General features: G+C 57.4%; 11 protein-coding genes. 2 read left to right on the top strand and 9 right to left on the bottom strand.

All coding sequences use genetic code 11. The features are described 5' to 3' along the window. The first annotated feature begins 80 nt into the window (after nt 1-80). Nucleotides 81-4,289 (top strand): hypothetical protein, encoded by a 4,209-nt coding sequence (locus tag ACIP1X_RS00715; RefSeq protein ID WP_400748352.1) that lies wholly within the window; start codon nt 81-83, stop codon nt 4,287-4,289. Between the two features lie 70 nt (nt 4,290-4,359). Here ACIP1X_RS00715 and ACIP1X_RS00710 read toward each other — a convergent pair whose 3' ends face one another. From ACIP1X_RS00710 to arnB, 9 genes are all read right to left on the bottom strand, one after another. Then, the gene (locus tag ACIP1X_RS00710) at nt 4,360-4,884 is read right to left on the bottom strand and encodes a GNAT family N-acetyltransferase (protein ID WP_400748350.1); all 525 of its coding nucleotides are present in this window, start codon (nt 4,882-4,884) and stop codon (nt 4,360-4,362) included. An 87-nt stretch (nt 4,885-4,971) separates the two neighbouring features. Further along, a complete protein-coding gene (locus ACIP1X_RS00705; RefSeq protein ID WP_400748348.1) occupies nt 4,972-6,363 on the bottom strand; it encodes a UDP-glucose dehydrogenase family protein in 1,392 nt (463 codons plus the stop codon). Further along, the gene (gene arnF, locus ACIP1X_RS00700) at nt 6,360-6,764 is read right to left on the bottom strand and encodes a 4-amino-4-deoxy-L-arabinose-phosphoundecaprenol flippase subunit ArnF (RefSeq protein ID WP_400748345.1); all 405 of its coding nucleotides are present in this window, start codon (nt 6,762-6,764) and stop codon (nt 6,360-6,362) included. The genes ACIP1X_RS00705 and arnF overlap by 4 nt, the downstream gene beginning before the upstream one ends. Further along, nucleotides 6,761-7,105, bottom strand: coding sequence for a 4-amino-4-deoxy-L-arabinose-phosphoundecaprenol flippase subunit ArnE (gene arnE / locus ACIP1X_RS00695; protein ID WP_400748342.1), 345 nt, complete (start codon nt 7,103-7,105; stop codon nt 6,761-6,763). Before arnE ends, arnF begins: the two co-directional genes overlap by 4 nt. Beyond that, nucleotides 7,102-8,754: a lipid IV(A) 4-amino-4-deoxy-L-arabinosyltransferase gene (gene arnT, locus ACIP1X_RS00690; protein WP_400748340.1), complete on the bottom strand. Its 1,653-nt coding sequence runs from the start codon at nt 8,752-8,754 to the stop codon at nt 7,102-7,104. Before arnT ends, arnE begins: the two co-directional genes overlap by 4 nt. Further along, nucleotides 8,751-9,635: a 4-deoxy-4-formamido-L-arabinose-phosphoundecaprenol deformylase gene (gene arnD / locus ACIP1X_RS00685; RefSeq protein ID WP_400748337.1), complete on the bottom strand. Its 885-nt coding sequence runs from the start codon at nt 9,633-9,635 to the stop codon at nt 8,751-8,753. Before arnD ends, arnT begins: the two co-directional genes overlap by 4 nt. Then, nucleotides 9,635-11,626 carry a bifunctional UDP-4-amino-4-deoxy-L-arabinose formyltransferase/UDP-glucuronic acid oxidase ArnA gene (gene arnA, locus ACIP1X_RS00680; RefSeq protein ID WP_400748335.1) on the bottom strand — a complete coding sequence of 664 codons (1,992 nt, stop codon included), beginning with the start codon at nt 11,624-11,626 and terminating at the stop codon, nt 9,635-9,637. The genes arnD and arnA overlap by 1 nt, the downstream gene beginning before the upstream one ends. After that, the gene (gene arnC / locus ACIP1X_RS00675) at nt 11,623-12,639 is read right to left on the bottom strand and encodes an undecaprenyl-phosphate 4-deoxy-4-formamido-L-arabinose transferase (protein WP_400748333.1); all 1,017 of its coding nucleotides are present in this window, start codon (nt 12,637-12,639) and stop codon (nt 11,623-11,625) included. Before arnC ends, arnA begins: the two co-directional genes overlap by 4 nt. Beyond that, a complete protein-coding gene (arnB, locus tag ACIP1X_RS00670; RefSeq protein WP_400748330.1) occupies nt 12,636-13,784 on the bottom strand; it encodes a UDP-4-amino-4-deoxy-L-arabinose aminotransferase in 1,149 nt (382 codons plus the stop codon). Before arnB ends, arnC begins: the two co-directional genes overlap by 4 nt. Before the next feature lie 446 nt (nt 13,785-14,230). Between arnB and xerC the strand changes: the two genes are divergently transcribed. Beyond that, nucleotides 14,231-15,076 (top strand): tyrosine recombinase XerC, encoded by an 846-nt coding sequence (gene xerC, locus ACIP1X_RS00665; protein WP_256671833.1) that lies wholly within the window; start codon nt 14,231-14,233, stop codon nt 15,074-15,076. Nucleotides 15,077-15,084: the final 8 nt, after the last annotated feature.

Raw genomic sequence — 15,084 nt, 5'->3', positions numbered from 1 at the left:
CAGATTTTACAGGTAGGCAGCGGGATTGGATTGGCGCTTGAATAAAAACTTACTCCAAATCATCGCGAAAGGAACACGATATGACCGAAGACGACTTTCCGATTCAGCATCCAAAGTCTTCGAAAAAGACAAAAAAAAACCAAAAAGATAAGGGCGTGTTACTGGAAAAGCATGAATTCAATCCGCCTAGGGAAAACCTCGTTGTACCACGTGGCTCCAGAATCAGAAGGCAACTTGAGGAAAGTGCGAATCAGGTGGAATTCAAGTTTTATAACTCGCAAAGTGAGTATGCGACGCCGGTTCACTCTATGAGTGGTAGCGTTGTCGACGTTCCGATGCCGTCTAATACCCCTCTGGGTCGAAATGCGGCAGTTTGGCGCTATAGACGACCCAATATGAGTAAAAGCGATTGGTATAACTCAGGCTATTACTGGGTCGCCAAAGGGCCTGCGCTCACGTACCCAGCAGGGGATAGCGCCGTCATACGAGTCAATAAAGATTTTTCTGGTACAGGAGATGTTGGATTTAACTCTACAGTGCAACTCCGTCGCGCCTCTGACAATACCAATTTAAGCGACTGGGTAACTGTACAGGATAACGGCACGTGGGTTATGCCATTGAGACTTCCCTTCGGTACCTACGGCGCTTATCTGGCAGGCTCTGGGCAGTATTGGCAAGTAGAAAGTCGTTCGCCTGATATTATGCTGGATGTGAGTTGGCCTCCCACAGTTACATCGCCTGCTAACAATTCCGTGGTGACTTCACCAGGTTTTGTTATCAGTGGCAAAGCTTTGCCAAATGCGCTGGTTCATCTTCATATCCCCGGCGGCGAAGAGGTAAAGCAAAACATTCCGGCCGACGGTAATGGTTTCTGGAATGTGACCATCACCAACCGGACGAACAGAATCCTCCCCTTTGTAACCCAACAAACCTCAAATGGAATTACTTCCAGTCACTCAACCGCAACCCATACGTTGTATTTACTGGGCAAGGTAATTATCACCCGACCGCAGGACGGTATTATTTTCGGAAACACACTCACTATCCGCGGCACCGGTGGCTGCCCCGGAGCAGAAATTCGAATACATGAGAACAATGATGGCAGCACAGTATATGGTAAGGCATTTGTAACCCCCAGTGGTGCCTGGGCTGTTGTGCTTGACAAGCCTTTGCCAAGGAATCCAATTTACTTGACATGCCGACAAGTGATGCAAAATGTCCAGTCGGTCTGGGCGGACAGTAAATTGTTTGCACAACTGTCACCGCCTTCGATAAACCAGCCCGGCGTTGTAGATGTATTGTCTCCTATCAACGGCACACACTCTACAGGGGTGTCGGGCATTCAAGTTGATATCTACAGAGACTTGGACACTACCAAAGTAGGTGGTGGCACTACTGGGCCGAATGGTTGGACCGGGACGATTAACAACGTTCTACAGCCGGGCGCTCATAAAGTGCAGCCCCTTCTAAACTACTACAATAATTTGTCAGTCCGCGGTCCGAGTATTACGCTGCACATTCGCACAGCCCCGCCTGTCATTCAAACAGTTGAATACAGAGGCGCGTACATTGTATTCAACGGCATAGGACATCCGTCTGCCACGGTTCAGATTCACCCAGGTTCAGGTTCTCCCAATGCGACTGGGGTGGTAGGTGCCGACGGCAAATTCCAAACGGGACCCATCATGTTGCTCCCGGGCAGAACCGGTGCAGGTTGGGGGGCTCGCCAGTTCATTTCAGACGGTGCTGGCGGAAAAATTGATTCGTTGTACCACCGCGATGCTCCGTCTTTCAAAATGCCAACCCCCGTTCCTGTCGCTAACTCGCCAATACCGGATGCACAAAGACCTAGCTTCGGCGGTACAGGCCATGTTTGGACAGGTCATGCCGACGCTCAGATTGAGATTCGGCTCGATGGTGCAACTCACAGCGCATTGCCGAGAATCTCAGTGGCCAGCAACGGCACGTGGTTACTAAAAGCCAGTCAGGCGATTGCTCCGGGAAGCTATAAAGTGACCGTTTTGCAATTGATGAACGGTGTTTATTCGTTACCTATCGAATTGAAAGACTCTTTGATCATTAAGCCATTGGCACCGGCAAACGTCCTTGCGGTACCCAATGGTCTGTCCGCAGAAGTTTCCGGGAGTTGCTGGCCAGGTGCTTCACTATTGCTTCTATTAAAACCCGGCGACCTCGAGGTTGCGATTCCGGCATCCAGTACTGCGGAAGGTAAATGGAGATCGACCGTTGCACCGCAGCCGGGTGGCTACAACGTTACGGTTACCCAGACTTTTTCTGAACAAACATCTCCACATGCTGGCCCGGTTCCATTCAACATTGCCACACCAAAACCCAAGATCACCTCTCCAGTCAATCAACAGGAAACAGACTTCCGCCCCGAAATCAAAGGGAACAACGGTTACCCGGGCGCCACCGTCGCAGTGTTCGACAGCAAGGTGACAGGTCCGGCGCTAGGCGAAACTATCGTGCCCGAATCGGGTGATTGGATAGTAGAGCTTGTCAATGAGCTGGCCTTGGGAGAGCAGGATATTTATACCCTGCAGACTTTCAAAACACAGGCCTCCGAGCGCAGTGTTTCTGTACGGTTTAACGTGATGGTCCCGGTGCCGACGCTCACTCCTTCGGGCAAAAATTACTACGCCCGATACAGTGAGTTCGAGGGTAAAGGGCTCGTCGGGGCTGTGGTGAAACTGATTATTAATGGGGCCATTTATGAAACGCCAGAGGATGTTGTGGTTGACGAGAATGGCAATTGGAAAGTCGCGGTCTATCAATCGGAGGTGGGTGTAAAAACGCTTCAAATTAGCCAGACTTACGCGGGGGGCACACGCAAAACTGATGAAACTACTTTTATTACAGGACCCAACGCACCCGACGTTGAAAGCCCTGAGAGCGGCGCTTGGGTCGATCCCCGGAACGCATTCTTCGCCGGGCATGGTCACCCCGACGATACCGTTTTCATTCGTCGCGCGGACACCCATGAGAACCTCGGTTCAACGGTCGTGAATGAAGATCAGCAGTGGTCGATGCATATAAAAACATTAGAAGGCGATACGCAATTTCCGGTTTACGCCTACAGCGGTCGAGGTCCTATTGGAGGAGACCATAGCGCCACGAAAGTCATTAATCTGCAAGATCTGGCGGTGCCCAGGTTTGTGTATCCCTTCGCGGGGCTCGTACACATCTCGACTATGCTGTTCAGTGGCTGGGGCATTCCAGGTGCGACGATTTGGATAACTGATGCGTTCAATCCGCAGAATGCGCTCGCACCCAATGCAATCGTGGATGAAAACGGTAAGTGGTCAACTCTCAGCTATAAAGACTTTACCAAAGGACCACACTGGGTGGTGGCGCAGCAAAGCAAGGACGGCAAAAAGTCACCTTGGGTACGCAGCGGTCGATTCATGGTTGAGTCGCCGCTTAGCGGTTTCATGCGGCCGTATGTCCTACGCCCCTATCCGGGAGCGCAGGTAGGCCGTAAACCCTGGCTGGCGGGGATCGGCGTAGTCGGTGCGGTGGTTTATATATTTTTTGGTGGCAAGGAGTTGTGTCAGGCCCTGGTTGGTGCGAACGGATGCTGGGCTGCGCCTCTTCCCGAGCTTGCGTTGGGACCGACGACGCTGCGAGTGGTTCAGGCCCGTCATGGGTACTGGTCTGAGGACGCAACGCCTCCGACGTTTAAGGTGATTCAAGTCATCGACCAATTTGATGCGCCTACGGTGGTCAGTCCGGCGGCCGGTGAAACGGTGGATACTCGTTTCTGGATCAAGGGGAAGGGGATGCCCGGTGCCGAAGTGGAGGTCCGCAACTTCAATAACGGCAACATTTTGTACGGCACAGTAATCGTCGACCCCTACGGTGATTTTCAGTTATGCATGGCTCAGTCAGTGCCCCTCGGAAACTTCACTTATACGGTAAGGCAAACGCTGGATGGACAGAACTCTAAATTCAGCTCGGGTGTCACGGTGACGGTGGTGGATGCATTGCCTGCGCCGACTCTCGAAAGTCATTTAAATGGCGAACAGATCGCGCCACTGACGACGATGCACGGTCGTGGATTCCCCGAGGCCAAGATTCAAGTGCGCGACGTTACAAATGGTAATTTCGTCCTGTGTGAGGCAGTGGTTAACAAGAAGGGGTATTGGGAGGCAGTGACTCAAAATCTGCCGCTGCGCTTTATCAGGGTGACCGCATGGCAAGTGCTGAGTCCCAAGCCCAACAGTCCGTGGATGACAGAAATAGGTGTTACGGTGGTGAATGCGGGCTAAAACTTCATCGGTCTCGAAATTGTCAAAAGCTTCGCGAGCAAGCCCGCTCCCACAGGGGCTTGTGGTAGTTTCAGGGAATTGGCAGGCGCATGGCACAGCGGCGTTCGCCGGGGAAGCCGATGGCGATTTCGGCTTGCAGTGCCTCAATCAGGTGTTGATCGATTGGGGTAGCGTCCAGCACGTTAAATCCCAGACGCTGATAGAACGGCGCATTCCACGGCAGGTCGCGGAAGGTCGTTAGCGTCACGGCGCGCAAGGTCTGTTGACGTGCGTGTTCTATAGCGACCAGCACCAAAGCACGGCCAAGCCCTTGCCCCTGACAAAGCTGACTGACGGAGAGCTCTTCAATGTGCAGTTGCTGGTCGATTTCCAACGCGCGAAGAAACCCGACCACTTCTTGATCACTGTTTTCAGCGACCCAGACGAATGCATGCTCTATCGCCAGCAGATGCTGAGCAGCCTCCGGCACCTCGGTTTCGGCCAACCAACCCAACGAAGGATCAAGCCGAAACAACTCGGCAGCCGAGCGTTCAATAGCGGGAAGGGCGGCCGCGTCAGCCAATACGGCACGACGCACAGTAAACGTTAGGGACATGTAGGAGCTGCCGCAGGCTGCGATCTTTTGATCTGGATTGTAAAGAAAGCCAAAAGATCGCAGCCTGCGGCAGCTCCTGCAAGGGGTTCATGTATTGCAGGATCTCATCGGGTTGGTGAAAGCTACCGCTGAAAACGGGATCGGCAATTTGCGCGATTCGCCACGGCCCATCGGGAAGTATTGGATGCCGTTGCGCTCCAGACGCTCGGCGTCGTACAGGTTGCGACCATCGAAGATCACCGGATTGTTCAGACGCTGTTTGATCAGGTCGAAATCCGGCGCCTTGAACTGCTGCCATTCGGTGCAGATGATCAGTGCGTCGGCGCCCGGCAATACCGATTCCGGGGTGCCCATCAGCATCAGTTTCGATTCGTCAGGGTAAAGGTTCTGGGTCTCCTGCATGGCTTCCGGGTCGAACGCGCGCACGCTGGCGCCAGCCGCCCACAATTCCTCCAGCAACACACGGCTCGGCGCATCGCGCATGTCGTCGGTGTTCGGTTTGAACGCCAGGCCCCACAGGGCGAACGTCTTGCCGCGCAGTTCGCCTTGATAGAACGCATTGATGCGTTCGAACAACTTGTGTTTCTGCCGCTGATTGATCGCCTCGACCGCTTGCAGCAAATCGCTGGAGCAATGCGCTTCATCGGCGCTGTGGATCAGTGCGCGCATGTCTTTCGGGAAGCACGAACCGCCATAACCGCAACCCGGATAGATGAAGTGATAACCGATGCGCGTGTCGGCACCGATGCCTTGACGCACCGACTCAATGTCGGCGCCTAAGTGTTCGGCGAGTTCAGCGATCTGGTTGATGAAGCTGATCTTGGTCGCCAGCATGCAGTTGGCGGCGTATTTGGTCAGCTCGGCGCTGCGCAGATCCATAAACATGATGCGGTCATGGTTGCGGTTGAACGGCGCGTACAGATCGCGCATCACGTCGCGTACGTCATCACCTTCACAGCCGATGACGATGCGATCCGGGCGGCGGCAGTCAGCAACCGCCGAGCCTTCCTTCAAAAACTCAGGGTTGGAAACGATATCGAACTGCAGCAGCCGACCGACCTTGATCAGCGCCTTCTCGATGTGCGCGCGCAAGGTATCGCCGGTGCCCACCGGTACTGTGGATTTCTCCACCAGAATCAGCGGCTGCTCACGGTGCCGGGCAATCGCATCGCCCACCGAGAGCACGTAACGCAGATCCGCCGAGCCGTCCTCGCGGGACGGCGTTCCCACGGCAATGAACGCCACCCGACCGTGCTGCACCGCGAGTTTCTCATCGGTGGTAAATAGCAGGCGTTTGGAATCGAGGCCTTCGCGCACCAGGCTGGCCAGCCCCGGTTCGAAAATACTCACGTGGCCCTGACGCAACAGATCGACCTTCTTCTGGTCGACGTCCATGCATACGACATCATGGCCAACCTCGGCCAATACCGCCGCTTGCACCAGACCGACGTAACCGCTGCCAAATACTGTGATTTTCATGGAGCACTCCTGAGTGCAGGCGCACGAGCCGGACGCGTGTTGATGGTGATGACCCCGAGCATGACCAACGCCACGCCCAGCGATTTAGTGAAACTGAAGGATTCGTTGAACAGCGGCAGACTGGCCGCCAACAGATACACCAGCGCGTAGCTGATGCTCAGCAGCGAATAGGCGCGGCCCAGCGGCAAGTCGCGCAAGGCGAGCAGCCAGCACAACATCGAGAAGGCGTAGGCAAAGATCGCTGCGACAACTACGGCCAGGGCACGCAGGTCGAGGTTGTCGAATGCCAGCCATTGTTTGGGCACGGGCAGGCGCGTCATGCTCCAGCGCATTGCCAGTTGCGCGGCGCTGACCAGCAAAACGCTGCCGAGGGCGAAGGTGATTCCGCGACGCGCGTTCATGATTGTTGCCCCAACAACACCACCCCGCCGATCACCAACGCCACGCCCAACCAATGCTGGCGGTCGATGGGTTCGCGGAAGACGAAGCGGGCGATCAGGGTGATCAGCACGAAGTTGAAGCTGAGCATCGGGTAAGCGATGCCCACTTCCAGGCGCTGCAACACCAGCAGCCAGACCAACAGGCCCGAGCCGAGGGCGAGCAGGGCCAGCCATAACCACGGCGAGCGCAGTTTGGCGGTCAACGAAGCGTCGACGCCGCGCCAACTCTCCACGGCGTACTTTTGCGCGACCTGTCCCAGACAGGTCAGCAGGCACGCGGCCAACAGCAGCAACAGGCTCATGACGCCTCCTTGGGCAGAATCATGATCACCAGGTTGCCCTGTTCGTAGCGGACGCCGTCCTTTGGCAATCTGTCGATTTCGTCCAGTTCGTCCTGCCCCTTGACGCGCATCACCACGCCGACCGAACCGCTGCGGCGCGCCTCGCGCATCCACTGTTGCACTTGATCGGGATCGACCCGTTGTTGAATGCCGTCAGGATAGGCAAGGCCATATTTCAATTCGCCTATCGTGTTGTACAACGCGACTTGCGGGGTTTTCAGACGCCAGGCCAGCGCCGACGCAGCGCCAAGATCATTGCTCAACAGGTGCGTGGTTTCGGCCAGTTCGCTGACGTGATGACGAATAAATTGATCAGGCATCTTGTTGGCGACCACCGATTTCGGCAGCGCCGCCGGCAGTAGCGCGATCAGCAACAGGCTGCCGAACGCCGGCGCGGCCCAACATTGCAGCGGTAGAAAGGCTTGCAGCAGGTTGGCGATGATCCAGCCGATCAGCCCGATAAACACCAGCACCAGACTGTGCAGTTCGTGGTCGTACAGCGGCCGGTTCAGTTGCAGGTACACCAGCGCGATCAGCGTGACGATGCCTAGCAGCAGATTGAGCAGGCCATTGAGACCCAATGCTCGACCCTGTTCCAGCCGCAAACGGTCGGCCAACGCATTGCCCAACAACAGCGCCATCGGCAGCAGGCACGGCAGAATGTAGGTCGGCAACTTGCCGTTGCTCAGGCTGAAAAACAGCAGCGGCATCAGCAGCCACAGCAACAGAAACACCACGGGGGGCTGGGCGCGCGCGTGCCATGTCTGCTTGAACGCTGTAGGGATCAACCCGGCCCACGGCAGACTGAACGCCAGCAGCAGCGGCAGGTAAAACCACCACGGCGCATCGTGCTGGGCGTCGTCACTGGCAAAACGGCGGATGTGTTCATGCCAGAAGAAGAACCGCCAGAAGTCGGGCTCTTGCGCATGCACCGAGAGCACCCACGGCAAACTGATGAGGATCGCGATGGCAATCGCCACCGGGCCGTATGTCAGCAGTTCCCGCCAGCGCTTTTGCCAGAGGATCCACGGCAGGGCGATCAACACCGGCAACAACCACGCGAGAAAACCCTTGGTCATAAAACCCATGCCGCACGCCAGCCCCAGCACTGCCCAGGCCAGCATGCGTTTACCGCTGGTTTTGCTGTCGACGGCAAACCACAACGCCACCAGACTCAGGTTGACCCAAAAGGTGAACTGCGGGTCGAGGTTGGCGTATCCCGCCTGGCCGGCAACGATGGTGAAACTCATGTAGAGCAGGGCGCAGGCGAAGCTTTTGCGTGGTTCATTCCACAAACGCCGAGCGATCAGATAACAGAGCAACACGCTCAACCCGGTGCTCAGCGCCGAAACGAAACGCACGCCGAACAGGTTCTGTCCGAACACATTCTGTGCGAGCGCGATCATCCAGTAGCCGGCAATCGGCTTCTCGAAATAGCGCAGGCTCATAAAATGCGGCGACACCCAGTTGCCGCTCAGCAACATGTCCTGACTGATTTGCGCATAGCGCGTCTCATCGGGAATCCACAAACCGTGCGAGCCCAATGGCAGCAGATACGCCAGCAAGCAGATTCCCAACAACAGCAGCGGCAATGCCCAGCGTTTAGTCATGCGCCTTGCACTCCCAGCCAGCCTTCACGGCCATCGAGAGTGCCGCGCTGTACGCGACCCACGGGCAAGGTGTTGAAGAACTCGGGCAGCAAGTCGCCCAGCGGTTTGAAGTCGATACCTCGCTGGCGCGCATCGGCCAGCAAGTGACGAAAATCCTCAGCCATCAGAATCCCTTCCACTTCGGCATGAATGGTGTAGACGTTGAGCATTTCCGGGCGAAACCGCTCAAGGATGAACGCGTTGAAATCCTGCGCGGCAACGATGGGGCCGACCACCTCATCGAAGGTCGGCAGATCCACCGGTATCTGCGGCGTGCCGGGCGTGCCATCCGCCAACAACGGACGGAACAGCTGCGAACCCCGGCAATCGCTGTTGTAGCGAAAGCCGAACGCTTGCTTGGCTTCGATCACGCGCTCATCCGCACGCCAACCGGCGGCGGCCGAACAGGTGATTTTCTCGCCAAGAATGTCGCTCAAGGTGTCGACGCCCTGACGAATCTGCTCGGCCAGTTGCGCGTCGCTCCAGCGCCCGGCATTCGCTTGCCAGCCGTGGTGATCCCACGCGTGCAGACCAACTTCATGCCCGGCGTCGCGGGCCTGACGCATCAGGTGCCCGAGTTCGCGGCCAATCGGTTTGCCCGGCCACGCGGTGCCGGCCAGCAGAATGTCCCAGCCATACAGGCCGGCGGCATTGGAACGCAGCATCTTCCAGAGGAACTGCGGGCGGATCAGGCGCCACAGATGCCGGCCCATGTTGTCCGGGCCGACACTGAAGAAAAACGTTGCCTTGATCTGCGCTTCGTCGAGCATTTCCAGCAAGCGCGGCACACCTTCACGGGTGCCGCGAAAGGTGTCGACGTCGATGCGTAGACCGGCCTGCATCAATGCTTGTCCGCGATTTCGAGCATGGCTTCACGCAAGAAGAAATCCAGTGTATTGCCGATGGTCTCGCGCATTTCCACGGTTGGCGTCCAGTCGAGCAGGCGCTTGGCGTTGGCGATGCTTGGCTTGCGGTGCTCGACGTCCTGATAACCGGCGCCGTAGAACGCCTTGCTCTCGACGTCGCGGAAACCGGCGAACGGCGGGAAGTTGGAACGCAGCGGATGCGCTTCAAACTGGCGCAACAACTCTTCACCCAACTGGCGAATACTCGCTTCGTTGTGCGGGTTGCCGATGTTGATGATCTGGCCGTTGCAGACGTCGTTGTCGTTATCGATGATCCGCGCCAGTGCTTCGACGCCGTCAGCGATGTCGGTGAAGCAGCGTTTTTGCTCGCCACCGTCGAACAGACGAATCGGCGTGCCTTCGACCAGGTTGAGGATCAATTGGGTGATGGCGCGGGAGCTGCCGATACGTGCCGAGTCCAGACGATCAAGGCGCGGGCCCATCCAGTTGAAAGGACGGAACAGGGTGAAATTCAAACCCTTGGCGCCGTACGCCCAGATCACGCGGTCGAGCAGTTGCTTGGACACGGAGTAGATCCAGCGCTGCTTGTTGATCGGGCCGACCACCAGGTTCGAGGTGTCTTCGTCGAAATGCTTGTCCTGGCACATGCCATAGACTTCCGAGGTCGACGGGAAGATCACGCGCTTGTTGTACTTGACGCAGTAGCGCACCAGTTTCAGGTTTTCTTCAAAGTCGAGCTCGAACACGCGCAGCGGGTTGCGGGTGTATTCGATCGGCGTGGCGATGGCCACCAGCGGCAAGACCACGTCGCACTTCTTGATGTGGTACTCGATCCACTCGGAGTGAATGCTGATGTCGCCTTCGACGTAGTGGAAATGCGGGTGGCTGCGCAGACGATCGATGGCGTCGGAACCGATGTCCAGACCATAGACTTCGTAGCGATCATCACGCAGCAGACGTTCGGACAAGTGATTGCCGATAAAGCCGTTGACCCCAAGGATCAGCACGCGCGTGCGACGTGGCGCACGACCGGATTCAGCGCCGCGCAGCAGCGAACCGTCGACCAGACCCAACTCACTGGCCAGCTGCGGGCCGCTGAGGAACAGGCCGTTGTCGTTGCGCTGGCCGGAGAGAATCACCAGCGAGTCTTCACCGCAAGCAATGCGCAGCGGATCGACACTGATCACCCGGCCCGGCGCCTGACCGTCGTTGCCTTTGACGACTTCGGCACTCCAGACGATCAGCTTGTGCTCGCCCACGGCGCAGAACGCGCCTGGGTATGGCTGAGTGACGGCGCGTACCAGGTTGAACAGTTGCTCAGCAGGTTTGGCCCAGACCAGTTTGCCGTCCGCCGCCGTGCGACGACCGAATACCGTGGCTTGCGATTCGTCCTGCGCGGTTTCGCTGGTCTTGCCTTGCAGCATCGCTGGCAGGGTGTCACGCAACAGATCGGTCGCGGCGATACGCAGTTTGCCGTGCAGGCTCAGCGCGGTGTCGCTGCGCTCGATGGCCACGCGTTGTTGCGCGACGATCGCACCGGCATCGGCACGTTTGACCATGCGGTGCAGGGTGACGCCGGTTTCGCTTTCGCCATTGACCAGCACCCAGTTCGCCGGGGCGCGGCCACGGTAGCTTGGCAGCAACGAACCGTGCAGGTTGAACGCACCTTTTTTCGCGGTGGCCAGCAGTTGCTCGCTCAGCAGGTTGCGGTAGTAGAAGGAGAAAATGTACTCAGGGTTGAGCTTGGCAATCCGCTCGATCCACAGTGGGTGGTTAACATCTTCCGGCGCATGCACCGGGATGCCTTTGCTGGCGCACAGTTGCGCGACCGAGGCGTAGAAAGCGTTCTCTTTCGGGTCGTCAGCGTGAGTGAACACGGCGGCAATGTCGTAGCCGCTGTCGAACAGGACTTGAATGCCGGCGCAGCCGATATCGTGATAAGCGAATACAACAGTTTTTGCGCTCATGAGAGAACCTGATCGTTGGAGGAGGAGAGACCGTCGACGGTGATGGCGCGCGGCGGCATGGCCGGTTGGCCGCGCAGGACTTTTTCAATGAAGAAACGCGGGCGGGCGCGCACGTCGCTGTACATGCGCCCCAGGTATTCGCCGAGCAGGCCCATGCCGATGAACTGGCCACCGGTGAACACGAACAGCACCGCGAACAGCACGAACATGCCGTCCCCGGCCCATCCGGCACCGAACACCAGACGCAACACGATCAATGCAGCGGCGAACGCCACGCCGAGACCGGCCATGGCGAAACCGACAATGCTCAACAGGCGCAGCGGGGTGGTGGTCATGCAGGTGATCAAGTCGAACATCAGGTTGATCAAACGCATAGGGCTGTATTTCGAATCACCGTGTTCACGCTCGGCGTGGGCGACGACGATTTCGGTGGTGTGGCGGGCGAAGCTGTTGGCCAGAATCGGGATGAACGTGCTGCGTTCACGGCAGGCGAGCATCGCGTCGATGATCGTGCGGCGGTAAGCGCGGAGCATGCAGCCGTAGTCGCTCATGGCGACGCCGGTGGAGCGCTGCACGGCGAGGTTGATCAGCTTCGAGGGGTAGCGGCGCAATGCCGAATCCTGACGATTACCGCGCACGGTGCCGACCACGTCGTAACCTTTTTCCGCCTCGGCGACCAGACGCGGAATTTCTTCCGGCGGATTCTGCAAGTCGGCGTCGAGGGTGATCACCACATCGCCTTTGCATTGTTCGAAGCCGGCCATGATTGCCGCGTGCTGGCCGTAGTTGCGGTTGAGAATGACCGCCACGAACGGGCTGTCTTCGCGGGTCGCGGCTTCCTCAAGAATGTTGGCGGATTCGTCCCGGCTACCGTCGTCGACGAGAACGATTTCGTAGTCGTGACGCAGCATCCGGCACGCCGCTTCGGTGCGGCGCAGCAGTTCCGGGAGGCTGTCCTGTTCGTTGTAGACCGGGATGACGATCGACACGCAGCGAATCGAATAGGGTTTCACAGGCGTTTATCCATGAGGGTGGCGATGGCCCCGACCACGCGATCAAGGTCTTGATCGCTCATGTCGGGGAACAGCGGAATCGAGCACAGCCGTGCCGAGTTCCATTCGGTGTTGGGCAGGTACAAATCAGGGTCACGCTGGCGATACCAGGTGTGCAGATGGGTGGCGACGAAATGGATGCCGGTGCCGATGCCCTGATCCTGCAAGCCCTTCATAAAGGCTTCGCGATCCATGCTGCAGCGCTCGCTGTCGATGCGCAGGATGAACAGGTGCCAGGCGTGCTGTTGTGCGTAAGTGGGCAGGGCCAGTGGCTGCACCGGCAGGCCTTCGAGTTTTTGCCGGTAAGCCGCAGCGAGTTCAGTGCGTCGTGCATTGATTTCGTCCAGCCGTTGCAGCTGTACCAGCGCAATCGCGGCGTTGATGTCGGCGAGGTTGTATTTGAAACCCGGCTCCATCACTTGTGCCTGCGGCTTGCGGCCACCGGTCAGGCGATCGTAGGCGTCAACGCCCAGACCGTGGAACTTGAGCATGCGCACGCGGCTGGCCAACGCTTCGTCGTCGGTGACGAACATCGCGCCTTCGGCACAGGTCATGTTCTTGATCGCGTGAAAGGAGAAAATCGCTGTGCCGTGCGAGCCGACATGACGACCTTTGTAGCGAGTGCCCGCCGCGTGGGCGGCGTCTTCAATGACCGCGATGCCATGCTTTTCAGCCAGGGCGTACAGCGGATCGAGATCGAATGCGGCGCCGGCGTAATGCACCGGGATGATTGCTTTGGTGCGCGGGGTGATGGCGGCTTCGATGCGCGCGGCGTCGGTCATCAGCGTGTCGCGGTCGACGTCGACAAACACCGGTTTGGCGCCAATCAACGAAATCATGTTGGCGGTCGACACCCAGGTTTGCGAAGGCGTAATCACTTCATCACCCGGGCCGATGCCTAACGCGAGTAAAGCGATGTGCATGCCACCCGTGGCCGAGGAAAGTGCAACGGCGTGACGGCAACCGACATAGTCTGCGAACTGTTCTTCCAAAGCCTGGTTTTCAGGCCCGGTGGTTATCCAGCCCGAACGTAATACTTGTTCGACGGCGGCTATTTCTTCTTCACCGATACTCGGACGCGAAAACGGCAGAAACGCTTGACTCATAAGAACCTCGAGGCGACAGCCATCCTTCAGCCAATTGTCTGAAAAACACGGGATTTCAATGGTTTGGAAGACCGTCCGGGGAATGCCTGATTGACTTTTATGCCCACGGACGGCAGGTTGTAGGCCTTTCGGGGCAACCTGTTGTAATTAAGGTTATGCCGGTTTTTGTGAAAGGAACATCAAAAAGCGGTCGGCAAATCGTCTATCTTTGAGCCGTACAGCCGCCGTTCAGACTTCTTCCATTCATCGGCACTTTTAATAGAAAAGTCCTACGGAAGAGTCGTTCCTTATATAAGTCTCTTTGCACTTTTAAGTTGTTTTGTTGAACCGTTTTCTATTCAAGGCCGTTTCGTTTGATTGACTTGTCGAGTATTGAATCCACCCCGTCCAACACTAATCCGCTGACGTTGTATCTGGCACGGCTGGCGCCTTCCAGCCAGTTGACCATGCGTTATGTTTTGCAAGATGCGGCTGACCGCCTCGGTTTCGAAGAAGTGAACATCGAGGAAATCCCTTGGCATGCACTGCAGCCTGAGGATGTCATCGCGTTGGTGGCAGCATTGCGCGCCGACAACTACGCACCGAATACGTCTTCGCTGTATGTGAATGCCGTGCGCGGTGTGATGAACGAAGCGTGGCGCATGAGCCTGATCACGCAGGATCATCTGTTGAAGATGCGTTCGGTCAAAGGCATCGCTGGCACGCGGTTATCGCAGGGCCGCAATCTCAAACGCACATTGATTCACGAGTTGATGGAAGTCTGCGCTGCGGATCCACGCCCGCAGGGTCTGCGTGATGCTGCCGTGATTGCCTTGTTGTATGGCACCGGCATGCGCAAGTCGGAGTCCGTGGATCTGGATTTAAACCAGGTCGACTTCCGCGAGCGCAGCCTGACCGTTACCGGCAAGGGCAATAAACAACTGATCAAGTACGCGCCGACCTGGGCGTTCGCCAAGCTCAATGCCTGGCTGGAATTCCGTCGCGAGCAGCTCAAGGAAGGCGAGAGCGATGATGCGTTTCTGTTCAATCGCATCCGTCGTGGTAGCCACATCACCCGCGAGCGCATCACCAAACACGCGATCTATTACATCGCCCGTCAGCGCGGCACACAGGTTGGGGTGAAGATCATGCCCCACGACTTCCGTCGCTCGTTCATTACGCGGGTGATCGAGGAGCATGATCTGTCGATCGCGCAGAAACTGGCGCATCACAGCAACATTCAAACCACTGCCAATTACGACGTGCGCGACGACAATGAACGTCGCCGCGCCGTGGATCGCTTCGACCTCTAATCAGGGCG

The sequence above is a fragment of the Pseudomonas sp. NPDC088885 genome (assembly GCF_044750025.1).
Lineage (GTDB): Bacteria > Pseudomonadota > Gammaproteobacteria > Pseudomonadales > Pseudomonadaceae > Aquipseudomonas > Aquipseudomonas rustica.
Note: the sequence above shows the minus strand (reverse complement) of the source record. Positions and strands in the feature narration are given on the sequence as shown.

Bases quoted from the DNA above. Each gene is read 5' to 3' on its own strand.
- arnE (WP_400748342.1), bottom strand. From the start codon at position 7,105: ATGAGCCTGTTGCTGCTGTTGGCCGCGTGCCTGCTGACCTGTCTGGGA.
- arnA (WP_400748335.1), bottom strand. From the start codon at position 11,626: ATGAGCGCAAAAACTGTTGTATTCGCTTATCACGATATCGGCTGCGCC.
- ACIP1X_RS00710 (WP_400748350.1), bottom strand. From the start codon at position 4,884: ATGTCCCTAACGTTTACTGTGCGTCGTGCCGTATTGGCTGACGCGGCC.
- arnT (WP_400748340.1), bottom strand. From the start codon at position 8,754: ATGACTAAACGCTGGGCATTGCCGCTGCTGTTGTTGGGAATCTGCTTG.
- ACIP1X_RS00715 (WP_400748352.1), top strand. From the start codon at position 81: ATGACCGAAGACGACTTTCCGATTCAGCATCCAAAGTCTTCGAAAAAG.
- arnB (WP_400748330.1), bottom strand. From the start codon at position 13,784: ATGAGTCAAGCGTTTCTGCCGTTTTCGCGTCCGAGTATCGGTGAAGAA.
- arnF (WP_400748345.1), bottom strand. From the start codon at position 6,764: ATGAACGCGCGTCGCGGAATCACCTTCGCCCTCGGCAGCGTTTTGCTG.
- arnD (WP_400748337.1), bottom strand. From the start codon at position 9,635: ATGCAGGCCGGTCTACGCATCGACGTCGACACCTTTCGCGGCACCCGT.
- xerC (WP_256671833.1), top strand. From the start codon at position 14,231: ATGCGTTATGTTTTGCAAGATGCGGCTGACCGCCTCGGTTTCGAAGAA.
- ACIP1X_RS00705 (WP_400748348.1), bottom strand. From the start codon at position 6,363: ATGAAAATCACAGTATTTGGCAGCGGTTACGTCGGTCTGGTGCAAGCG.